The sequence below is a fragment of the Coleofasciculus sp. LEGE 07092 genome (genome assembly GCF_015207375.1).
GTDB lineage: Bacteria > Cyanobacteriota > Cyanobacteriia > Cyanobacteriales > Coleofasciculaceae > LEGE-07092.
This window is the reverse complement of record NZ_JADEWY010000107.1, coordinates 1-23,609: the sequence shown is the minus strand read 5'-3', so window position 1 is coordinate 23,609 and position 23,609 is coordinate 1. Positions and strand designations below refer to the sequence as shown.

Below are 23,609 nucleotides of genomic sequence, written 5' to 3'. Positions count from 1 at the left end.
GGAGTGGGGAGTGGGGAGTGGGGAATAGGGAATGGAGGTGCTGTTTGTCATGAGTTCTGGAATTTTTTGTAAGCGGCAGGGTAGGGGTACGGTGTACTGTACCCCTACAAATCCTTAAATACGTTCGTGGAAGGTGCGACTAATCACATCCAACTGCTGTTCGCGGGTTAACTTGATAAAGTTAACGGCGTAGCCGGATACTCGGATGGTTAGCTGTGGATATTTTTCTGGATGCTCCATCGCATCAAGCAGAGTGTCGCGGTTGAAGACGTTAATGTTAACGTGGTGTCCCCCATCGTGGAAGTAACCGTCTAGCATTCCCACCAGGTTAGTCACCTTAGCATCATCCGCCTTACCTAGCGCCTGCGGCACAATAGAGAAGGTGTAGGAAATGCCATCTTGAGCGTGTTCGTAGGGAAGTTTAGCAACAGAGGCTAAGGATGCGATCGCGCCATTGGTATCGCGTCCGTGCATCGGGTTAGCACCAGGGGCAAAGGGTTCGCCCGCTTTGCGACCATCGGGGGTGCTACCTGTCTTCTTCCCGTATACTACGTTAGAGGTAATGGTGAGAATCGATTGAGTAGGTACGGCACCACGATAAGTCTTGTGCTTGCGGACTTTATTCATGAATGCTTTAACCAGATTCGCGGCAATTTCATCCACGCGATCGTCGTTATTGCCGAATTTAGGATAATCGCCTGCGATTTCATAATCCACCGCTAAACCGCTTTCATTGCGGATAACTTTCACCTTGGTATGCTTTATTGCCGATAAAGCATCTGTAACTACAGACAGCCCAGCAATTCCACACGCCATTGTCCGATAAATATCCCGGTCATGCAGCGCCATTTCTAAGCGTTCATAACAATATTTATCGTGCATATAGTGGATGACGTTGAGGGTGTTGACATACAGTTTCGACAACCACTCCATCATCAAATCAAACTTTGCCATCACCTCGTTATACTCTAAGTACTCTGAGGTAATGGGTGCAAGTGCAGGTCCGGCTTGCTCGCCTGCTTTCTCATCTTTGCCGCCGTTGATGGCATACAGCAGCGCTTTCGCCAGGTTCACCCGTGCCCCGAAGAACTGCATCTGTTTACCAATGGGCATGGCAGACACACAGCAAGCAATACCGTAATCATCGCCATATTCCGGTCGCATCAAGTCATCGTTTTCGTACTGAATCGAACTGGTTTCTACCGATACTTTGGCGCAGAAACGTTTAAAATTCTCTGGTAAGCGTTCCGACCATAATACGGTCAAGTTTGGTTCGGGTGCGGCACCTAAATTATACAAGGTGTGCAGGAAGCGGAAACTATTTTTAGTAACCAGTGCCCGTCCATCTTCACCCAAACCACCAATTACTTCAGTCACCCAAACGGGATCACCGGAGAAGAGTGCATTGTAGGCTGGATCTCGCAGGAAGCGCACCATCCGCAGCTTCATCACGAAATGGTCGATAATTTCCTGCGCTTCCGCTTCAGTCAGGGTGCCATTATTCAAGTCACGCTCAATATAAATATCTAGGAACGTAGAAACCCGTCCCAGGGACATTGCCGCACCGTTTTGCTCTTTAACCGCACCCAAGTAACCAAAGTACGTCCACTGTACCGCTTCTTTAGCATTCGCTGCCGGACGACTAATATCAAATCCGTAACCTGCTGCCATGTCTTTGAGTTCTTGCAACGCCCGGATTTGCTCGGAAATTTCCTCCCGTTGCTGAATAACTGACTCGTCTATAGCATCAAATTCCAGGGATTCTTGCTGCTGTTTTTTGTCCGCAATTAATCGGTCTACCCCATACAATGCCACGCGCCGATAGTCGCCAATAATCCGACCCCGCCCGTATGAATCCGGTAAACCTGTAATAATTCCAGAATGTCGCGCCGCCCTCATTTCGCGGGTATAGGCATCGAAAACACCATCATTGTGGGTTTTGCGATACTTAAATATATTGTCTGTTTCTGGGTCGAGTTGGTAACCGTAAGCTTCCAGGGATTTCTTCACTACCCGGATACCGCCAAAGGGCATAATTGCCCGTTTCAGGGGTTTGTCAGTTTGCAACCCGACGATTTTTTCTAGATCTTTATCGATGTAACCAGGAGCGTGAGCGGTAATACCGGAGGGAACTTTCGTATCAACATCCAAGATGCCTTTTTCCCGCTCTTGCTTCATCAACTCACCGACTTTGTTCCACAGAGTTTTCGTACCTTCAGTGGGGTGGGTTAAAAACGAATCGTCTCCTATATAGGGGGTGTAATTCTTTTGAATAAAGTCCCGGACATTAATTTCCTTCGTCCATGTGCCGGGAATAAAGCTTTGCCATTGCTCACTAATAGCCGCTTTTTCGTCATCTCGTGCTGGAACCTGGGGTGCAAACGTTGCTACCATATTCTGTTAACCTCTATTACTGCAAAAATTTTCGCTCATCACACCATTCAGTTTTTCCTCTAACTGTTAGGTGTTGTTCATTTTCTTCAAGAATTTACGGCTTGGCTGATCTTCGGAACTTGTATCGCTTAACTCTTCCCTCAGACTTTTTGGAAATTCTGGAACTGATAGAGCTGATAGTCGATGGAGTCATTGGTTACTAGGTCTTACTTCTGTTAGATGGTTATTTTTAGTACCCTCTCAATCTCCACTAACATAATAGCTCTATATTGATTAATATCGCAATTTTAAACCTCTGTAAATCTAAGTTTTTACTAAATCTAATTGGAGGTATAATCAAAGACATTAATTGATAAATTAACGTTACGAATTTTTTGTCATACTGCTGATTTCATGTTAAAATAGTAAAATAGCGAGATAATTACTAAGAGAGATTTATAAAATAACCATTAACAGGTAGCAGAGACGTTGCATGCAACGTCTCTACGGCATATTCGTACTAATCTCGCCAAACCTCATCCAAAACATCCCCAGATGCCCCAACCAACTGAACGTGCAGGGGCATTTGACCGAAAGCATGGGTCGAACAACTCAAACAAGGATCAAAGGCGCGAATTCCAGCTTCTACACGGTTTAGCATCCCCTCCGGGATTTCATTCCCGTGGATATAATGCTTGGCAATTTGTGCCACGGTTTTATTCATCGCCAAGTTATTCTGACCTGTGGCAATAATCAGGTTGACTTTCTTAATCAGTCCATTTTCATCAACCTGGTAGTGGTGGAACAATGTGCCTCTGGGTGCCTCACTCACACCAACAGCTTCAAGTTGGTTAATCCCAGCGTCGGCGCGGGTGCGGGGTGAAACAATATCGGGGTCTTCTACGAGTTGCTCAATCCGCTCAATTGCTGCCAGAATTTCGACTAAGCGGGCGTAGTGGTAGAAGAAGGACGAGGTTGCCATGCCACCGACGCGATCGCGGAATTCCAGCAACTCCCGATCTGCTGCTTCCGTCCCCATGCGATCGCACACGTTGAGTCTCGCTAACGGTCCCACTCGATAGATTCCATCAGGATAACCTAGAGGCTTATAGTAAGGGAATTTCAGATAAGACCACGGTTCAACCGCCTCACCCATAAAGTCCTGATAATCATCCTCACTGAGTCCATCAGCAACAATATTACCCTCACTATCCTTAAATCGGAGATGACCCCCGTAATGTTCCCACAGCCCATCTTTTCCCACTAACCCCATAAATAGGGAGGGAAACTGACCAAAGGTTTCCACTTCCGTGGCAAAGCGATCCAAAAGCTGTTTGAACAAACCCAGGGCATTTTCTGTGGTAGTTCGAGATTCCGGTAAGCGATCGCGAATCCACGCCCGTCCTTCTTCCGATAACGGCGATCGCACACCTCCCGGTACAGCCCAAGCCGGGTGAATTTTCTTAGCACCCAACAATTCAATGATTGTCTGACCAAATTGCCGCAACCGAATACCACTTCTCGCCAAATCCGGGTCAGCCGCAATTAGCCCGAACACGTTGCGCGTTGCGGGGTCACTATCCCAACCTAACAGAAAATCAGGACTACTCAGGTGGAAAAACGAGAGGGCGTGAGACTGAGTAATCTGCCCCAAATTCATCATCCGCCGCAACTTCTCCCCGGCGGGAGGCACCTTCACCGCCTGGATTTTATCCCCCGTCTTCGCAGAAGCCAGCAGGTGACTCACCGGACAAATCCCGCAGATTCGGGCAGTAATTCCCGCCATTTCCCACATCGGTCTGCCTTCACAGAACTTTTCAAAGCCCCGAAATTCCACCACATGGAAACGGGCATCCGATACCTCACCCGCATCATCTAGAAATACCGATATCTTGGCATGACCCTCAATCCGAGTTACGGGGTCAATAACAACTGTTTTAGCCATAACTGTTCCTTTCGTAGTGGTTACGGATTATCACATCCGTTACATCCGCTATCCAATCCGTTGCCAACAAAGACTATCCAAACTTCAGCATTTTTCGCCCTGTCATCACGGGTTTCTCACCCCTCAGCAAGGGTTCAATGACTGCTCGAATTCGGGCAGCCGGTGGCGGACATCCCGGCATAAATAGATCGACCTCTACCACTTCATGCACCGGACACACGCGATCGAGCAATTCCGGAACGATACCTGGAAACTTCGGCAACTGAGGATTTGCATCGCCCAATTCCAGATAGCAGCGTTTCAAAACGGGTTCTGCCCCTCCTAACATATTCCGGAGGGCAGGAACATTAGCCGTTACAGCACAATCGCCAAAGGAAATGAGTAACTTAGTGCGTTCTCTGACTTTGTGAATTAACTCCAAATTCTCCTCATTCGCAACCCCGCCCTCGACTAGACAAACATCAACATTGCCGGGGTAGTCTTTAATATCAGAACCAACCGGACTGTAGACCAAATCCACCATCTCAGCTAAGTCAATCAACCACTCGTCCAAGTCGAGAAAGGACATGTGGCAGCCAGAACAGCCGCACAGCCAAACCGTCGCCAGTCTTATCTTGTCCATTGCTTGTTCTCCCGTGCTGTGACTAGAAACTCAAGTTTGCCTTTGTCCTTCTGCATTTCAGAAACCGTAGAACCTTTACGGAAAATTGAACCCGTAGGGCAGGCGTCTACACACTTGCCGCAGGACGTACAGGCATCGACCTGTCCCCAAGGCTGATTTAATCCCGTAATCACTTTAGACGCTGGACCGCGACCGGCGACATCCCAAACGTGAGCCCCTTCGATTTCATCGCAGACGCGCACACACCGAGTACACAGGACGCAACGGTTATGATCAATTCCAAAGCGATCGTGGGAAATATCTACCCCCCGTTCTGGAAAACGGTAGGGGAAGCGGGAGTGATCCATCCCCACTTCAATTGCCAAATCTTGGAGTTCACAATTGCCATTTGCCACACAAATCGCACAGATGTGATTGCCTTCGGCAAAGAGCATTTCCACAATCATGCGCCGATAATCTTGCAACGTAGAGGTATGGGTGTGAATTTCCATCCCTTCTGCCACCTCAGTCACACAAGCAGGCAGCAATTTATTAATCCCAGCCACTTCCACCAAACAAAGTCGGCAGGCACCGATATCAGAAACCCCTTCTAAATGGCATAAAGTGGGGATGTGAACACCAGCCTCTTCCGCTGCTTTGAGGATCGTTGCGCCCTCTTCAATAGCGATATCAACACCATCAATTGTCAACGTTTTTACTGACATATCTTGTCCTTTGTGTTGTTTGTTCTACCCTTCGGGAAGCCGCTTCTGCGTCTATGTCATTTATGACTTAACAGCAACCTTTCCATTCGGGCTATCTTGCAACAGAGTCAGATACTCATCCCGGAAATAGCGCAGGGTACTCAACACGGGATTCGGTGCCGTCTGACCCAAACCGCATAAACTCGTCGCTTTAACCATGTCACATAGTTGTTCAAGCTTTGCCAGGTCAAGCATGGTAGCTTCGCCTTTCAGGATTTTGGTCAATGCCTGGTACATTTGCACCGTCCCAGCGCGACAGGGGATACATTTACCGCAGGTTTCACCCTGGCAGAATTCCATGTAGAATTGGGCAACTTCAATCATGCTGGTGTTTTGATCCATCACCACCATGCCGCCAGAACCCATCATTGAGCCGATTTTGATTAGGGAATCATAGTCTACGGGAGTGTCGAGTAGTGTTGCGGGGATGCAACCGCCAGAGGGACCCCCAGTTTGTACCGCTTTTACCTCCCCATCGGGTACGCCGCCGCCCATTTCTTCGACAATTTCTCGGAGGGTAATACCCATCGGCACTTCAATTAAGCCGTTGTTGCGAATTTTGCCAGTTAGGGCAAACACTTTTGTGCCTTTACTTGTTTCGGTGCCGATACTGGCATACCATTCTGCACCCTCACGAATAATCGCCGCAATGTTAGCGAAGGTTTCAACGTTATTAATCAGGGTAGGACAACCCCATAACCCAGATTGTGCCGGATAGGGAGGACGGGGGCGAGGTGTACCGCGTCCGCCTTCAACGGAGGCTATTAAAGCGGTTTCTTCCCCGCAGACGAAGGCACCTGCACCAATGCGGATGTCAATTTTAAAGTCAAAGGGAGAATCGAAAATTTGACTGCCAAGAATACCCAGTTTTTTCGCTTGCTTGATGGCAATTTGCAAACGCTGAATCGCTAGGGGATACTCAGCACGAACATAAATATAGCCTTCGGTGGCACCAACAGCATAGGCGGCGATCGCCATTCCTTCCAAAACCCGATGGGGATCGCTCTCCAATACCGACCGATCCATAAACGCACCGGGATCGCCTTCGTCAGCATTGCAAATCACATACTTCTGTCCAGGGGGCATTTTGGCGATCGTTGCCCATTTCAAACCCGTGGGATACCCACCACCACCCCGTCCCCGTAAACCACTCTTGCTAATTTCATCAACCACCTCAGCCGGGTTCATCTCATGAATCACCTTATACAGGGATTGATACCCCCCCGCCGCGATATATTCTTCAATCCGTTCAGGGTCAATCTTGCCGCTGGTTTCCCGGACAATTCGCATTTGCCGAGCGAAAAACGGGTGTTTAGCATCACCCTCAGCCGCCGTAGTTGTACCACCGTTCAGCGTATCAATTAGACTAACAGCATCATCGGGAGTTACTTCCTGGTAAAGTTTTTCCTCCGGGTCAACCTGCACCAAAGGACCCCGACCACAGAACCCCATACAACCGACACCAACCACCTGAACGCGATCGCTCAATCCCGCCGTTTTAACCGCCCCCTCCAAATTCTTCTTCACACCCAAAGAATTCGCCGCTTGGCACCCCGTTGACGTACAGCAATGCACACGAATACTCTTTTGCGCCTTACGTTCTGCCTCACCAATTTCAAGCAATTCCATTAAATCCATTCCCCGTATCTCCTCTCACTTGATTGGGAACTCAAAAAAAACTCCAAACCTCACTCAACCTCCGCGCACCTCTGCGAAACCTCAGCGCACCTCTGCGTTTCAAAAAACCCTTACTCCTTCAACCACCCCTTCACCCTTTCCAATGCCAACTCCGGCGTCTGTTTAGGAGCCACCGTCCCATCAAAAACCACCGCCGGAGCAATACCACAAGCACCGATACAACGAGCCGTCATCAACGACAGTTGACCATCGGCTGTCGTCTCACCCACTTTCACCCCAACTTCATTCTCTAGCCTTGCCAACACCTCACCCCCACCTTTGACATAGCAAGCCGTACCCGTACAAACCACACAAGTATGAGCGCCATTGGGCTTCAGGGAGAACAGATGGTAAAACGTCGCCACACCATACACCCGACTCAGGGGCAGTTTCAGCCCCCGTGCGATATAAAGCAATACATCTTCTTCTAGATAACCAAAAGCTTCTTGTGCCTTGTGGAGTACTTCAATCAGAGAATCAGCACGATATTGATTGCGCTTCATTGTAATGTCTAATACTTTGAAACGCTTATCACCACTGGGGTGTTCAGGTTTAGCTTTGGTTTTTTTGGTGACAGAGGTTTCACTGACAGAGGGCATAGTTAACACTCCTTTACCTTTATTGGATGAGTATCCGTAGGGTGAGCAATGCCCACCCCACAACGCAGCTAAGACATGGGTACGGCAGGTTGAATATCCGATTTCATATTAGTGCTGCCGATCGCACCATTTTCATTCACAGGTTCAATCGCCGGAACCGTTCCTAAGTCACCGTAGTACGCCTTGGTGTACAATTCTTTGAGGTCTTCAATCAGCGGGTAACGCGGATTTGCACCCGTGCATTGGTCGTCAAATGCCTGGTCAGCTAACTCGTCCAGCTTGGCGAGGAATTGCGCTTCACTTTCCTTAATCGTGTCCTTAATCGCTGAAGGAATTTCAATTTGACGCTTTAATTGCTCGATTGCACCAATTAAAAGCTCCACCTTCTCCTCTTCGGTATCACCCCCCAGGTTCAGGTAATCCGCAATCCGGGAATAGCGCCACTTCGCATTCGGGTACTTGTACTGGGAGAACGTTGCCTGTTTGAAGGGTGCATCCGTAGCGTTGTAGCGAATGACATAGGGAATCATCAGGGCATTCGCCAAACCGTGGGGAACGTGGAAGGTTGCCCCCAGTTGGTGTGCCATAGAGTGACAGATTCCCAGGAAGCTATTGGCAAATGCCATACCAGCCATCGTCGCGGCGTAATGGATTTTCTCCCGTGCCTTGGGATCACTGGCACCGTTCTTGTATGCCGATGGCAGGTACTTAAAGATTAGCCGAATTGCCTCCAATGCCAGACCGTTTGTATACTCCGACGCCAACACAGAGACATAGGCTTCCAGGGCATGGGTGAGGGCGTCAATTCCCCCGAAAGCCGTGAGACTCTTGGGCATATGGAGTACCAACTCTGGATCGATAATTGCCATGTTCGGCGTCAGGGCGTAGTCTGCTAACGGGTACTTGATGTTGTTGCGTCGATCCGTTACTACAGCAAACGGCGTCACTTCCGATCCCGTTCCCGATGTGGTGGGAATGGCAACCATCATGGCTTTCTCACCCAGAGGTGGCAGTTCGTATACCCGCTTGCGGATATCCATAAACCGCATTGCCAGTCCTTCAAATTCAATCTCTGGATGCTCGTACATCAGCCACATAATTTTGGCAGCATCCATCGGTGAACCGCCACCCACAGCAATAATCACATCGGGATTGAAGGTTCTCATCAATTCCAACCCCCGATTTACCGTGTCCAGGGATGGGTCGGGTTCAACATCGTAGAATATATCGTACTTCAACCCAATTTCATCCAGTACCTCTTCGACACTAGCAGTCATGCCGAGTTCGTAAATCGGTTTGTCAGTAACGATAAACGCCCGCTGCTTCCCAACTAACTCTCCCATGGCAACGGGCAAGCAACCATACTTAAAGTAAACCTTGGGCGGCACTCGGAACCAGAGCATATTTTCCCGCCGTTCTGCCACGGTTTTGACGTTCAGCAGGTGTTCTGGTCCGACGTTTTCGCTGACGGAGTTGCCGCCCCAAGTACCGCAACCGAGAGTCAGAGAGGGGTCGAGGCGGAAGTTGTAGAGGTCGCCAATTGCCCCTTGAGACGAGGGGGTGTTAATCAGTACGCGAGACGCCTCTACTTGGTCTTCAAACCGCTTGATATGCTCGGTGTTGGCGGGATTGGTATAGAGAACGGCTGTATGTCCGCGACCGGCAAATGCCACCAACTGCTTCGCTTTCTCGACAGCATCCTCAAAGGTGTTCCCCCGATACATCGCCAAGACGGGGGAGAGTTTCTCGTAAGAAAATGGCTCGTCTAAACCAATGCCCTCCACTTCACAGATAATGACGCGAGTGCCTTCTGGGAGCGAAATATCAGCCAGTTCAGCTAACTTCTTAACCGGCTGACCGACGATATCAGCATTTAAACGTCCATTAACAATGATTTTGCTGCCCAGTCTTTCCCGTTCCTCTGGGGTGAGGAAGTAAGCGCCGCGATTGATAAACTCTTGGCGGACTGTCTCGTAAACATTATCCAAAACGATAACAGACTGCTCGCTGGCACAAATCATGCCATTATCGAAGGTTTTGCTGATGATGATTGACGAAACCGCCATTTTTAGGTGAGCCGTTGAATCAATCACCGCTGGGGTGTTCCCTGCACCCACACCCAAAGAAGGACGCCCGGAGGAGTATGCTGCTTTGACCATCCCTGGGCCCCCGGTTGCTAGGATCAGCTTGATGTCCTCATGTTGCATTAATGCCTGGGATAGGGGCACCGTCGGTTCATCAATCCAGCCGATAATTCCCTCGGGAGCGCCTGCGGCTACGGCGGCTTCTCGAAGGATTTTTGCCGCTTCAATGGTGCAGTTCTTGGCTCTGGGGTGGGGGGAGAAGATGATCCCGTTGCGGGTTTTGAGTGCGATTAGGGCTTTGAAAATGGCAGTGGATGTGGGGTTGGTGGTGGGAACGATTCCAGCCAGGATGCCCACGGGTTCGGCAATTTTCTGGAAGCCAAAGGATTTGTCCTGTTCAATCACTCCGCAGGTCTTATAGTGCTTGTACTTGTTGTAAATCATTTCCGAGGCAAAGTGGTTTTTGATCACTTTGTCCTCAACGACTCCCATACCCGTTTCCGCAACTGCCATTTTTGCGAGGGGAATTCTTGCGGCGTTGGCAGCTAATGCCGCTTTCTTGAAAATTTCATCTACCTGCTCTTGGGTATAGGTGGCGTATTTTTCTTGAGCGGTCTTGACTCGTTGAATCAGTTGTTCGAGTTCTTGGGTGTTTGTTACTTTCATGAGTATCTCGTATCAATCTTTACTCATCATCAATTGGGGCAACCTGCTCACATTCAGCGTTTTTTTCAACAGTGTTACCCTCGCAAAGCAGACAGGTATCAATCGTCTACAGTTTAGTTTTTTCGGTGTGGATTACGACTAGGGTGACTATTCTTAGCCTCTGTATTCTGTCCTGTGGTATCAACTATGGCAGAATGCATTTCTATTTTCCTTCTCGTCCTGTAAATTCTCGTTACCAGAAACTCAGGGGATTTCCGTCTAAACAAGGCATTTAGCGGATTGGGAAAGTCGGTAATTTGAGAAATGAGTCCATTAAATTTGATACTCCTAATACCCTAAGGGCAAAGTCTGTCCATTGCTCCGAAACAAGTTTAAATCAAGGATGAAGCCGAGTTCCTTAAGGAAATAGAGGGAGCGTTTTTTCTGCCGCTACACTTCTATACTATCTCCTTAGTCAAGGGAATGTCTTTAGAAATCAATGAAGTTTTTAGAATTGTACTTAATCGGATATCGGTAGATTTTACTCTTTCTTAATAAACAACTTGTTTGTTGTTTAAATTCCCCTTAATTTTATAGACGGAGTGTGGGGGAGCAGGCAAAGAATAATTTCTTATTCTAATACCAAGTTGCCGTAAAAAATATAATTTATAAATTCCCTATTCCCTATTACTGGTCAGGTTTTACGATAATTGGCAATCCTTGGTAGATGAAGTTAGCGAGAAAGCTGTGTACTTTGACTTAAGAGGCGATCGCTCTGCTGATTTGTGCATCCAATCATGGTGAGATGCAATCGCTTTGTGATTCAGAAAATAGTTACAATATATGATATCGTTTGAAGATTGCATAGTTTGCAAGGATGGAGCGAGAAGCTATAACTATTCGCCTTCCTGCCAATCTGCTTGAGCAAGCAAGGCAGTTTCGAGAAGGCAGTGAGTCTTTTAAGGAAATGGTTGTTGAAGCGATCGCCCACAAAGTGCGACGACGGCGATCACTGGCAGTACACCAGCGCATTATGGCTCGTAGTGCCGAAGTAGAAGCTAAAACAGGGATTCAATCAAGTTCTATGGACTTGATTCGTCAGCTTCGAGCTGGTGAGGTACACCCTGATGAAGGCAGGGAATGGGGAGTGGGACTGTACCTCATGTAAGTGAGAACCGCTATATCAATTTGACCAAATGTATTGAATAGGATACGGAAATTTAGACATGAAAAAACCCGGTATTACCGGGCCACACTACCGTTTGATTAGCAACTTACTCAGTCATCTAACGTTGACTAAACAAGTAGAAAGTCAACGTTAATTGCTACTTTGTAAATTCGCACGTCAGTGGGCAAGCTGCATAAATTGAAGTATGTAGAGGATCAGGCTCGCCATTCAACCAATTCAACCAACTCACGTCTCTTGGATTAACTCCCTTCAACGTCAAGATTGTCGCACCAACTAAAACTGCCAAAACATTAGCGCCAATTAAGCAAGCCGCAACCAGCAAAACGGCACTGACTGACAGTAGCGATTGCAAGGTAATCGCCATAATTGCGCCGATACTCACCATTAAGACGATTAGGGGGAACCCTACAACTAGCAAGCAAACTGTTAGCGTAAATGTCCAGATTAAAAAGTTTCTGACCATTTCTAACGAATAGGACTTTGTTAAATTCTCACGAGTCGCTATTTCCATTCTTGTTTCTCCTGTAGTCATAAAAAAAATGCAGTTTACTGAAAATCCCTTTAATCCCCCCCTCTCACCCTCTAAAAAATTGAGGTGGGTGAAAATCAGTATAGTTAAACTTTTAGTTGAGATGAGCTTATATTAAAAAAAATTTACAATAGAGGGGTAAGATTTCAGATATATGAATTGTTACAAAACGCACATTTTCAGCGCCAACCGATAGGAAATATCTACCGATAGGTTGAACTATGAATTTATTGGTGTTTTCTGACTTTTCGGGAAAATGGCTGCAAACCCCGACTAATCAGTGATTGGTAAGAACAAACCCTTATGTCAACAAAGCTTAACATTTCTTAGGATTAGTTGCCATTCTTCTCAGAATTCTGCTGTCGGGGCGATAGACATTGTAAAGAACCGTTAATCTACTACCCGCAAGCAACGTTACAGTTCTCCAATGCCGTCGAGACTTTAATGGCATCAACCCCTGACCCGTGTTGGTTTTTGTTGATGCCCCCTTACAGCTTATATTCCCCGAAGCGATCGCTCAATCAACCCCGAGCTGCGGTAAAGTGCTCAAAGAAACTCACTCCTCTTAGCGATAAAACTACCCGATGAAAGCCGTTTTAATGACTACCCCTGGTGAACCCGAGGTGCTGCAACTTCAAGATGTACCCGAACCCGAAATCCACAACGATACCGAAATTTTGGTACGCCTTCACGCCGCTGGCATTAACCCCATTGACACCAAACTGCGACACAGGGGAACCTTTTATCCCGACCAGATGCCAGCTATCCTAGGTTGTGACGGTGCTGGAGTGGTGGAAGCAGTAGGTTCTGCTGTCCAGGGATTTCAGGTTGGCGATGAGGTGTACTTCTGCGCTGGCGGACTGGGAAAAGCTGGTACGGGCAACTATGCAGAATGGGCAGTAGTGGAGGAACGATTGGTTGCCCACAAACCTAAATCAGTCTCCTTTACCGAAGCAGCGGCAGCACCGTTGGTACTCATCACCGCCTGGGAAGCCCTATACGATAGGGGACGCTTGGCAGCAGGGCAACGGGTGCTGATTCATGCAGGGGCTGGTGGTGTGGGTCATGTTGCCATCCAACTTGCCAAAATTAAAGGGGCTGAAGTTTGTACAACCGTTGGTTCTCAAGAGAAAGCGCGATTAGTTCGTCAGTTGGGGGCTGACTATCCTATTCTCTACAAACAAACCGACTTCGTGCAAGAGGCATTAGATTGGACTGGGGGAGAAGGGGTAGATCTAGCATTCGATACCGTAGGCGGCAAAACCTTCTTTGACTCCTGTGGTGCTGTACGAGTGTATGGTGATTTGGTAACGCTTCTGGAACCTGACTCTAGCCAAGGGAATTTGAAGATTGCGCGCTCGCGTAATCTCCGGATTAGTCTAGAACTGATGCTGACACCCTTATTGCAGGATATCGTTGCCGCCCAGCAGCATCAAGGTGAGATTCTCCAGCAATGTGCCAATTTCATGGATGAAGGGAAACTAAAAATTCACCTGAGTCAAACGCTACCCCTTAAAGATGCTGCTACCGCTCACACCGCCATAGAATCCGGTTCAACGACAGGTAAAATCGTCCTTGAGATTTAGGAAAACTGAGGAGCGGGGGAGACTTCGGCTTCGCTCAGTCGAACGCTGGGGAGCTGAGGAGCTGGGGAGCGTGGGTGAGTTGTGTTAGAAAATTCGGGTTTTCTATCTCCTTGTCCCCTTGTCTCCTTGTCCCCCACTCCCTAATCTCTTCTGTCAAAATTGAAGATATGTAAACTAGGCGCTCTTCCCATGGACTGGCAAGAACTATACGGTAGCTGGGTTTTAATTCCACCCCGTCCCACGGGCATTGTGCATTTTTTGGGGGGAGCATTCGTTGCAACAGCTCCTCAGTTAACGTATCGCTGGTTACTTGAACAATTGGGGCGTCAGGGGTATGCTGTCATTGCTACGCCATTTATTAATACCTTCGATCACGTTGCGATCGCCCGAGAAGTTCTCAATCGCTTTGAAACAACTCTCGATCGCTTGCAAGCTACAACGGTTTTAAGTAAAAAGTACCTACCAATCTATGGTGTTGGACATAGTATGGGCTGCAAGTTACATTTGCTCATCGGTAGTCTCTTTTCAGTCGAACGGGCTGGGAATATCTTGATTTCGTTCAATAATTATCCGGCAAAGCGGGCTATTCCTTTCCTGGAGCAGTTGAATGTTCAAGAGCGGCTGGCATTTCTCAAGCAGTTCAACATTACGCCAGCTTTCGATGTTGAGTTTACCCCATCACCCCTAGAAACTAACGAGCTAATTGCGGAACGTTACGAAGTCCGCCGCAATTTACTGATTAAATTTACCAACGACGAAATCGACCAAACCGTTAGCTTGACTCCAATTTTGCAGCAGCGTTTTCCTGGTATGGTGGCTATGCAGACATTACCTGGGAATCACCTAACGCCGTTGGGACAAGATATCAACTGGACGACGGGGGATGTGTTTACGCCTTGGGATGCGATCGGGCAGTGGTTTAAGCAAGAGGCTTATCGGGATTTGAATTTGTTGAAACGGGAGATTATTCGGTGGTTGAATCCTTTGTTGTTGGCTTGAGGTGAGGTTATAAGGTTCATATCTTATTAACTATAAACCAAAGGAAGAGCGATTTAATACCTTAACAGCCATGCCTCCGAAAAAGAGAAGAAAACTGCTGAGTGAACTTTGGATTAGGGAAGTCAAACTGTAGTCTATTAAGTTAAAAATCGCTATTAATAATTTGTTACAAGTATCAGCCCATCCTTTTGTAAAAAAACTTATTAATTTTTACTTAAGACTCCTCAAGTTGCTCCTACATTAGCTCAGGAAACATCTGCATAATTGACATCACCTTATTTCTAGGCTGTTCCTATTGACTAGCCCAGCGTTTTCTGTTAGATAACACTCGATTTGACTAGATATTGTAGCTCCATTACCTAAAGAGTATCCTTACGATGCAACTAAAACCTTCAAACTCAACAACTCCCCTTCCGAAGCCAGACTCAACCCCACCACTCCAGCACCAACGACCCAAAATTTTCAACCATGACATCATGAACTGTACTCATGAGTTAGTCACTGGTAATCATCTTTATTCCGGTCGGGTGCTAGGTGCAACTGAACCCTCTGATATTATTCAATTGCATCCAGATTTAAAGCCGCAATGGTCTGCTATTACCAGTCACTATGCACGGATTGGTTTAAGGCACAGCCAAAATCCAATCTGGGATGTCGAGTTAAGTGTGTTAGCCGAGTATCCCAACTATGACCTTTCGCTCTTCTTCTTTGGCAATGCCACAAACGATACCCATTTCGATAAGACTTGGTTTCGCCAACTCGACGAAAACTGGTTCAACGTCGTTGATTTCATAAATTCCAAGAATAATTTCATGGAATTAGCCCACGAACTGGGAGTAAGTGTCCCACAAACCTTATGTTTTGCCGACAAAGCCGCCATCAACACTTCAGATAAATTCCCCTATCCCTGCTATCTCAAACCAGCCGTTTCTGTCGATGGTGCTGGTATTTGCCGATGTGAAACCCCCCAGCAGCTCACTCAGGCTCTGAAAGCACTCCCTGACAATCTGCCATTGCAAATTCAGCAGGAGTTGAAAACGTCCCAATTTTTAAACTTACAATATCGCGTGACACCATCTGGGGTTGAGCGTCTCGCTACATCCGAACAAATCCTCACAGGATGCGCTCATTGCGGTAATCGCTATCCTACAACCCATCAGCCTTGGGAACTGGTTGAACCCATGGCTCTGTGGATGGCGCAACGGGGAATGAAAGAAATCTTTGCCTTTGATGTCGCAGTAGTAGAAGATAGCGAGGAGACTCATTACCTGGCAATTGAGTGCAATCCCCGTTTTAATGGTGCCTCTTATCCCACCGTTGTTGCCAAAAAGCTAAACATCACCCATTGGAGTTGCGAAACCTTCACAACTCAATATCGTTCCCTCAATGAGCTCAACTTGGGTGATATTGAGTTCAATCCCCAAAATGGTACAGGTATCATTATTGTCAATTGGGGTACGATTGCAATTGGCAAAATAGTTGTCTTGCTAGCTGGCTCGATTGAAACGCAGAACGAACTCAGAGCTTTACTGAAGCAGCGACTTTAATCTTGGCTGTGAATGGCAGGCGAGACGCCTGCCTTACTGTCAATGACAAGCTTCAAGCCAACGTCTCACTAATCCTTTGACATCACGCATCATATTTAATAAAGGGTACAAAGGACTAGCATTATATCCAGAGCGAGCCGATAGTAAATGATGAATCGGTGAAGTATATTTATTTAAGTTAGGCTGTTATACGTTAATTCTTTTTATATCTTTTTTTACATTCCAAGCGATTAAAGTGCTGACCGCAAAGCATCGTTTTTATCTGGAGAATTATCGTCAATCACAAAAATTTCAACAACACCCTCAAAGTATTGACAAAATACACTAGCTAGTGCTTCTTTTAACATTCCGTTAAAATTACATTGATATTACTGAAACAGTGAAGAGGCAGACATTGACTGACAAAGCGACAGATGTAGTCGTAATTGGTAGTGGTATTGGCGGTTTGAGCTGTGCGGCACTGCTAGCGCGATACGGTTTCAACGTAACCGTTTGCGAGAGCCACTCGATCCCAGGTGGTGCTGCACATACTTTCGATCACCGGGGATTCACGTTTGATTCTGGTCCGTCACTCTACTCCGGCTTGTCCTACAGCCCCTCTGCTAATCCCCTGAGACAAGTCCTTGATGCCATCGGAGAAAAACTATTGTGTGTAACCTATGATACCTGGGGATGCTGTTTACCGGAAGGGGATTTTAATACCTCGGTGGGAGCCGATCAATTTTGTGAGGTACTCTCTAAGCTGCGGGGTGATCAAGCGGTTGCCGAATGGCGTTCCCTACAGCGCGTTATGGAACCGTTGGCAAAGGCAGCGATCGCAATTCCCCCTGCTGCCCTCCGTTTTGATTGGGGCGCACTCATGACGGCGGGTCGATTTGCGCCATCTTTGATTCAGCAGACTGCCAATATGCTCAAGCTCACCGGACCCTTCAGCCGAATTATAGAGGATGTTATCGTTGACCCGTTCCTGCGCAACTGGCTCGACTTGTTGTGTTTTCTGCTGTCTGGACTGCCTGCCAATGGCACCAGTGCGGCGGAGATGGCGTTTATGTTTGCTGATTGGTATCGACCTGGTGTCGTGCTGGATTATCCGGTGGGGGGCAGTGGCGCTATTGTTGCTGCGCTGGTACGGGGACTAGAACGATACGGCGGTAAGTTGATGCTCAATGCTCATGTCGAGGAAGTCTTGGTTGAAGGCAACCGTGCAGTCGGTGTGCGTCTGCGAGGGGGTAAGGAGATGCGGGCGCGTCAGGCTGTCGTGTCCAATGCGTCCGTTTGGGATACCCTGAAGCTGCTGCCAGAAGGGAGTGTGCCACAACAGTTTCGGGCAAAGCGGCAGGCGACTCCTATTTGTGATAGCTTTATGCATCTCCACCTGGGTATTGACGCCCAAGGACTGCCGTCTGACTTAGCGTGTCACTCTATTGTTGTTAATGACTGGGGAAAAGGCGTTACCGCGCCTCAAAATGTTGTGTTAGTATCGATTCCGTCCCTATTAGACCCATCCCTAGCGCCACCGGGAAAGCATAGTATCCATGTTTACACTCCGGGTAATGAACCCTACGAACTTTGGCAGGGGATGGATCGTCGCAGTGAAGTTTATGCAAAACAAAAGCAGGCGCGTGCAGAGGTGATGTGGCAAGCCTTGGAGCGAATTATTCCAGAGATGCGATCGCGTTGTGAGGTGACGCTGGTGGGTACACCATTAACCCACGAACGCTTTCTACGACGACATCGGGGTTCCTACGGTCCAGGAATTCGGGCGGGAGAAGGGTTCTTTCCCGGAGCGAATACACCCCTACCAGGATTGCTCTGTTGTGGAGACTCGACTTTCCCTGGCATCGGTTTGCCTGCTGTTGCGGCTAGTGGGATGATTGCTGCTAATACACTCGCGCCTGTCCAGAAGCATTTAGAAATGCTAAAGGGGATGTATCCTTAACTCTCAGAATTTCGGCTAAAGTGCAGATTCCGGTTGAGTTGGTAGTACCTGTCCGGAACTGGCGGAGATAAATCCAGCCCAGTCTAAGATTTTGCGGACTAGGAATAGGGCGATCGCTATGCTAATTTTCTGTGTTATTGTTCACTCGGCTCAACCGAACCCCAAATAGGTTCTCCTTCAAGGTGTTCTAAACCGATCGCTTTTAAGAGTTTGTGCCACACTTGCGGGATAGTACGAATCTCGGTTAAATCGGCTGAAGCGTCATACCACAGGCTGTTGTCAATATAGAAGTTGACTCGTTCGGCTAACGTAGCAGTTTCTAATTGGGTTTCTAGATTAGGCATATCAACCCGTTCTATTAATCCCTGATGGGAGACAGTTTTGGAGCGATCGCCTGGTACATCTGACGTACAATACATGATAAATTGCCAGCGATAGGCTTGATTCGGCTGTAGGGGGTTTTCTGTACTGGGTAGGCTCACCTTGACAAAACCTGGAGTTGTTGGTAAGTTTACTCCAGTCTGATAAACTAAATATTGGCTTTGTTGCTCCTCAATTAGAAACTTCGCATCGCTAAGGCTACTGGTTTGATAAGGAACATAAAACCAAAAGGTAGGATGCCCGGTTAGGGTACGTCCAGAGAACTTAAATTCGGAATCGGTAACAGGTAACAAGGGTGTAAAGTCTTCGACGAATGAGGTATTGGTTTCCTCACAATCACCGCGAGTTCCTGCGGGTTTTCGTTCGGGAGGTCTACCGGGCGGTACTATAGGTTCTTGCTGGCTAGAAGCGTTTTGGATAGTGGGAGTTAATTGCGCCTGCATGAGTTTTGGATAGCAGGCAATCCCAGCAAGTGCTAAAGAAAGTATTAGAGCTAGTCTCATTGCGATCGTATTCGGTATAACGTTTAGTGCGATCGTGGATTTCCAAACACTCTGTAAGCAACAATACCGCCGCTAGCGGCTACTAATGCCAGCGCTGACGGGACAATCGGTAACACACCTCCTGTGGTGAATAGCCCGCACAAGCTAATACCATTTAAGGTAATAAGGGCTACTCCAACGGCTAATCCCAAGTTTCGGGGTGATGACAGAAAGTACCAGGTGAGTATCCCTCCTACAGTAGACCAACCCCAAATCCATAGGGTATCAATCCATAATGGGAAAAACCACAGTAAGGGGCGTTTGTCTGCGACTGCACTGATAATCTGACTCACGAGATAAGCGTGTAGCATCACTCCTCGGATATCCTGGTGGTAAGGTGTCTGGAAATCATCTTTAACAGTAGGGTCGGTAACACCAACCAGGACAATTTTATCTTTTAAAAAATTAGGGTTGACTTGATTGGTTAAGACATCGGTAAGCGTGACTTGTTCCGCAATGTCTGAGAGAGAGTTGTTGAAGCGGTAGTTAAGCAGGATTTGGAAGCCTTGTAAGCCTACTTGTTGCTGGTAAAAACCCCTGTGAACCGCCAAATTTTTTAGCCTCACCGAACCCAACTGCCAATCATTTTCTGAGATGAATTGAGGTGATATGCCTTCTTTTTCTAAATAATGCAGTGCGAGTTGAGAGCTCAGAGCGTAGAAAGTAGAACAGGGAGATGCCGCAGGCGGTTCCATGGCGATAAGGTGGCGGCGGACGATATCATCTGGATCGACAACCACATCACCAAAACCCAAGCGTTCTCCTGGAACTCCTGGCGGTGGTGCAACCCCTGAAGGCAGGGCTGGAGCGGGAACCATACAGACAGGAACAATGCTATCGCTCTTTTGGAAGTATTCGACTAATTCAGTATGTCCTTCTCCTTCTGGTCGATCGCGGTAGATATCCAAACCAATAACTCGCGGTTGATGCGCCTCAAGTTTCTGCAATAGCTGTAGTAAAGTGCGATCGCTCAAGGGGTATTCCCCACCTAATTTTTCGATATCCTCTGCCGTTACCTTAACCACCAATAGTCGCGGATCGGCAACTTCAGCAGGGCGCAATTGCAGGAACTGGTCAAATACATTTAGTTCCCAAGACTGTAACCAGCCGAGCGATCGCACTCCCATCGCCAAACCTGTAGCAGCAATACTAGCGACTAGCACACTCTGCCAACCTCGCCATCCCCTCTTCGGTTGTTTCCTCGTCGGTTCAATCCAATCGTCCCAAAGTGGCAAAACTTGAGTGGGATTCTGGCAAATCACTGGCAGCCAACTCGCACAGGGAAAAATACTCTCCAAGCCCTGCAATTGCTCTCGCGCTTCCCGCACGGCAAGATAAAAAGGTTGACCTCCGGCAAACGCCATCAAAAAATGCTTTAAAAATTCCTGTGCTACCCGATCTGGCACCAATTCCCGCATCACAATCATTTGGGGAATCTGCAAATCATTCAATTGCTGCGCCAACCCTAATCCGTCACAGGAGTTAAAAATTGCCAGTTTTAAACCCCTCTCGACCGCTTTTTTGAGGGCGTACCACAGTTCATTAATCGTTAAACTTTCGGTGGGATTGATATAAATCCGTCCGGTTTCCCCTTGCGTCTCGCTGTGTCCGGCAAAAAAGATAATATCCCACGGTTGTTCCCACAACTGGTCGGTAATTTCTTGGCGCGTATTCTCGACTAAAAACGTCGTTTCGGCATTGGGCAAATTTTCGAGTAACTGTCTGTCTTTTTCGATATCAAGACCTTCGCTGTGACCCAGAATCGCCAAAATCTTAACTGTAGCGGTGCGGTGATTTAGCGTGGAGGTGTTGGGTCGTTCAAAGGTTGTACCACTCAGCCCTATTTCGGCTTTAGAATAATGCTCAAAAAAGTCCCATAAATGCCAGGGCAGTTTCTGTAATTGTCGGTCTTCAGTACGGATCAGAAATCGAATCTCCTCCTCTCGGCTTAATTCTTCTCGCAATCGCCGATCTAGAGGACGAAAGGATTCGCAATCGAGCCATGCCTTGAAGCGATCGCGCAGTTCATTCGCAGATTCCTGGCATTCTTTGAGGCGCTGGTTGAGGGAACCATCGTAAGTGATTTTTTTAGGTTTAATTCGGTAAGGTGCGCCAATACTGCGGTATTGATGCAGCCAATGGTGTTGGATGTGATGGGCGAGTTCAGGAACAGCAGGCAAGTAACCCGTTAGTTCAATTTCTGGGGGCGCGCCTTCCAGTCCGATTGCCAATGTCACCCGGAACCCCTGTTCTCGTGCCTCACCATCCAGTCTCAAAACGACTAACTTTCCCATGGTAGAAATAGACGACTAAAGTCATAACGTCCCAGATTTTTGGTGAGACTTTGGCTCCTCAAATTAAAAAGGCTTCCGTGATGCTGACATCACCCAACGCTACCCGCACACCAAACCGTTCTCCCGGTTCACCACTAAACTCCAATTGAATATGTTTGGTACTCCTTGCTTCTGCTTGCATAACGGCTGCCCCCTGTTCATCAAGTACGATAAGTTGTAACGCTCGTGGTAAATAAGCTTGAGCATCTGTAGGATACACCTCCACTGAAATGTCTAGTTCTGATGAATCCGTGGGCTTCAAACCAACGCACAACGCCACATGGTTATCGTCGTACCGCCGTCCCATATCAAGGCGCTTGCCTCGTTTTACTGCTGTTGTCGGATCGGTTGATGGACTGGTTGTGGAGGAATGGATCGTTCTGAAATTGTATGCAAGCTGAGTCTGAGGTGGCTCAAAAAGTGACTCCATCGTCTGCCAACCTGCATCAAAAACATTTTGTAACCATTGACGGAGGTTTACCGATTCTGATTGTGTTGATGGGTTCAAGTGTTCTAGTAACGTTTCCAGAGACTGGAACTGATTTAGGGGTAATTGGGTGGTTACAACTTCAGGTAAGAATCCTACTAAAGTTGCTTCTGTTAACGAGTGATTCAGTTGCACGGCGACATAACCAATCCGATCTGAGCAAACCTCTGGCGGTACGCAACAGACTTGTGCATCTGGCAGTACCGGACGGCATTCTAATTTCCCACCGTTCTTGAGGCATAAATCGGCAGTGTCTGCCAGGGTTTGCATGACTGGATGCCAACTGTCACTGGCGTCCAACTCTGTTTCAATTCCCAGGCATCCCAGGTAAAAATTGACAGCATAAACGGCTAATGTATTGAGATAAATTTGTTTAGCTTTTTGAGAGTTAGATTGCTGCTGGTGGAATTTCTGGGCTATCTTGTGGGCGTCTGGGGTTAGCGGTACGGTAAAGGTCAGGTCATTTTTTAGGCTATTCATAATGTTTAAGTCCGTGGCTTGGGGAGCGATCGCTAGGATAAATATTCCCTAAATTTAGGGGCAAATTTAGTTAGACAGCGCTGATAAAAGCTGCTGAGAGTTGAAATTTTAATACCCAATTCCTCTGAAATCTCTTTCCAGGAGTATCCTGACAAAAGTTTTATTGCTAGAAATTGAAAATTCGCGGCTGGATTGTCAGAGGTATAGGTTCCTTTAAAAACTCCTTCTGGGTCAGATTCTAGACATTGAAGAACGTCTTGAGATAAGGAAGGATTGAGCTGCGGATTCAGTTCGTTACAGGTTTTTCTGTCTAAGTCATCAAGGGTCAATCGACTGACTTTTTTCGGGTCTATTCCCTTGGGTGTCGTAGGCAGGATGGTTCGACTCGCTTCAATGAAAAATCGCTGCTTGAGCAGAAAATTGACCCACTGCAACACTTCTCGATTGGGGTCATAGTCATCAATCTTTTCACAAATATGGCAAAAAAGTCGTTGCTTCGCCTCATCATAAATATCCTCATAAAAACCTTGAAATTGACCCTGATAGGGACGGGTTAGCTTCCTAGATTGCTGAATTGCACTCAGGAGCTTGGCTAAAGCCAATCGCCGCTGTGGAGTCTTGGGAGGGTGCCGTTGCGCTTCTCGGGCTAGTTGTTTTAAGCGTTCGTCTATTGGATTCATCACTAATGTAGGTTGCACGCCATTAACGGTTAACCTCAATCGCTTTGATGCACTCGCTCAACCTGTATCTATAGAGTTCTCGAATTAGAGGGGTAGGTTTTATGCAAGGTTTGACAATCTTTACAAAAGTTTATAAAAAAAAGAGGAGCTGGGGAGCTAGGGAGCTAGGGAGCTGGGGAGCTAGGGAGCTGGGGAGCTAGGGAGCTGGGGAGCTAGGGAGCTGGGGAGA

At 47.5% G+C, this 23,609-nt stretch carries 17 protein-coding genes; 5 read left to right on the top strand and 12 right to left on the bottom strand.

Features of this window, described 5'->3' with window-relative positions; all coding sequences use genetic code 11:
• Nucleotides 1-114: 114 nt before the first annotated feature.
• From pflB to adhE, 7 genes are all read right to left on the bottom strand, one after another.
• Nucleotides 115-2,394, bottom strand: a complete 2,280-nt coding sequence (gene pflB, locus IQ257_RS22190; protein WP_193877126.1) for a formate C-acetyltransferase — start codon at nt 2,392-2,394, stop codon at nt 115-117.
• Between the two features lie 499 nt (nt 2,395-2,893).
• Nucleotides 2,894-4,318: a Ni/Fe hydrogenase subunit alpha gene (locus IQ257_RS22185; protein ID WP_193877123.1), complete on the bottom strand. Its 1,425-nt coding sequence runs from the start codon at nt 4,316-4,318 to the stop codon at nt 2,894-2,896.
• Nucleotides 4,319-4,391: 73 nt separating this feature from the next.
• Nucleotides 4,392-4,940 carry an oxidoreductase gene (locus IQ257_RS22180; RefSeq protein WP_193877120.1) on the bottom strand — a complete coding sequence of 183 codons (549 nt, stop codon included), beginning with the start codon at nt 4,938-4,940 and terminating at the stop codon, nt 4,392-4,394.
• Nucleotides 4,928-5,644, bottom strand: coding sequence for a bidirectional hydrogenase complex protein HoxU (gene hoxU / locus IQ257_RS22175; RefSeq protein WP_193877118.1), 717 nt, complete (start codon nt 5,642-5,644; stop codon nt 4,928-4,930). Before hoxU ends, IQ257_RS22180 begins: the two co-directional genes overlap by 13 nt.
• A 60-nt stretch (nt 5,645-5,704) precedes the next feature.
• Nucleotides 5,705-7,321 (bottom strand): NuoF family protein, encoded by a 1,617-nt coding sequence (locus tag IQ257_RS22170; protein ID WP_193877115.1) that lies wholly within the window; start codon nt 7,319-7,321, stop codon nt 5,705-5,707.
• A gap of 110 nt (nt 7,322-7,431) precedes the next feature.
• Complete coding sequence (gene hoxE / locus IQ257_RS22165; RefSeq protein ID WP_193877113.1) at nt 7,432-7,959, bottom strand: bidirectional hydrogenase complex protein HoxE; 528 nt, start codon at nt 7,957-7,959, stop codon at nt 7,432-7,434.
• Between the two features lie 68 nt (nt 7,960-8,027).
• On the bottom strand, nt 8,028-10,709 hold the full coding sequence (gene adhE / locus IQ257_RS22160) for a bifunctional acetaldehyde-CoA/alcohol dehydrogenase (protein ID WP_193877110.1): 2,682 nt from the start codon (nt 10,707-10,709) through the stop codon (nt 8,028-8,030).
• A gap of 856 nt (nt 10,710-11,565) precedes the next feature.
• Between adhE and IQ257_RS22155 the strand changes: the two genes are divergently transcribed.
• The gene (locus IQ257_RS22155; RefSeq protein WP_193877108.1) at nt 11,566-11,856 is read left to right on the top strand and encodes a hypothetical protein; all 291 of its coding nucleotides are present in this window, start codon (nt 11,566-11,568) and stop codon (nt 11,854-11,856) included.
• A gap of 157 nt (nt 11,857-12,013) precedes the next feature.
• Here the strand turns inward: IQ257_RS22155 and IQ257_RS22150 are convergent, their stop codons facing one another.
• Nucleotides 12,014-12,388, bottom strand: a complete 375-nt coding sequence (locus tag IQ257_RS22150) for a hypothetical protein (RefSeq protein WP_193877106.1) — start codon at nt 12,386-12,388, stop codon at nt 12,014-12,016.
• A gap of 602 nt (nt 12,389-12,990) precedes the next feature.
• Between IQ257_RS22150 and IQ257_RS22145 the strand changes: the two genes are divergently transcribed.
• From IQ257_RS22145 to IQ257_RS22130, 4 genes are all read left to right on the top strand, one after another.
• On the top strand, nt 12,991-13,992 hold the full coding sequence (locus tag IQ257_RS22145; protein WP_193877105.1) for a zinc-dependent alcohol dehydrogenase family protein: 1,002 nt from the start codon (nt 12,991-12,993) through the stop codon (nt 13,990-13,992).
• Nucleotides 13,993-14,181: 189 nt separating this feature from the next.
• On the top strand, nt 14,182-14,991 hold the full coding sequence (locus IQ257_RS22140) for a DUF1350 family protein (protein WP_193877103.1): 810 nt from the start codon (nt 14,182-14,184) through the stop codon (nt 14,989-14,991).
• A gap of 377 nt (nt 14,992-15,368) precedes the next feature.
• Nucleotides 15,369-16,538, top strand: coding sequence for an ATP-grasp domain-containing protein (locus IQ257_RS22135; RefSeq protein WP_228060919.1), 1,170 nt, complete (start codon nt 15,369-15,371; stop codon nt 16,536-16,538).
• A gap of 394 nt (nt 16,539-16,932) precedes the next feature.
• Nucleotides 16,933-18,477 carry a phytoene desaturase family protein gene (locus tag IQ257_RS22130; RefSeq protein WP_193877101.1) on the top strand — a complete coding sequence of 515 codons (1,545 nt, stop codon included), beginning with the start codon at nt 16,933-16,935 and terminating at the stop codon, nt 18,475-18,477.
• A 134-nt stretch (nt 18,478-18,611) separates the two neighbouring features.
• On the opposite strand, the gene IQ257_RS22125 is transcribed toward IQ257_RS22130, so the two are convergent.
• The 4 genes from IQ257_RS22125 to IQ257_RS22110 are packed head-to-tail and all read right to left on the bottom strand — an operon-like array spanning nt 18,612 to nt 23,419.
• The gene (locus IQ257_RS22125) at nt 18,612-19,361 is read right to left on the bottom strand and encodes a DUF928 domain-containing protein (RefSeq protein WP_193877099.1); all 750 of its coding nucleotides are present in this window, start codon (nt 19,359-19,361) and stop codon (nt 18,612-18,614) included.
• A 23-nt stretch (nt 19,362-19,384) separates the two neighbouring features.
• Entirely contained in the window at nt 19,385-21,694 is a 2,310-nt protein-coding gene (locus tag IQ257_RS22120) for a CHASE2 domain-containing protein (protein ID WP_193877098.1), read from the bottom strand.
• A gap of 58 nt (nt 21,695-21,752) precedes the next feature.
• Nucleotides 21,753-22,700, bottom strand: coding sequence for a DUF1822 family protein (locus IQ257_RS22115; RefSeq protein ID WP_193877097.1), 948 nt, complete (start codon nt 22,698-22,700; stop codon nt 21,753-21,755).
• A gap of 32 nt (nt 22,701-22,732) precedes the next feature.
• The gene (locus IQ257_RS22110) at nt 22,733-23,419 is read right to left on the bottom strand and encodes a sigma-70 family RNA polymerase sigma factor (protein WP_228060918.1); all 687 of its coding nucleotides are present in this window, start codon (nt 23,417-23,419) and stop codon (nt 22,733-22,735) included.
• Between the last annotated feature and the right edge of the window lie 190 nt (nt 23,420-23,609).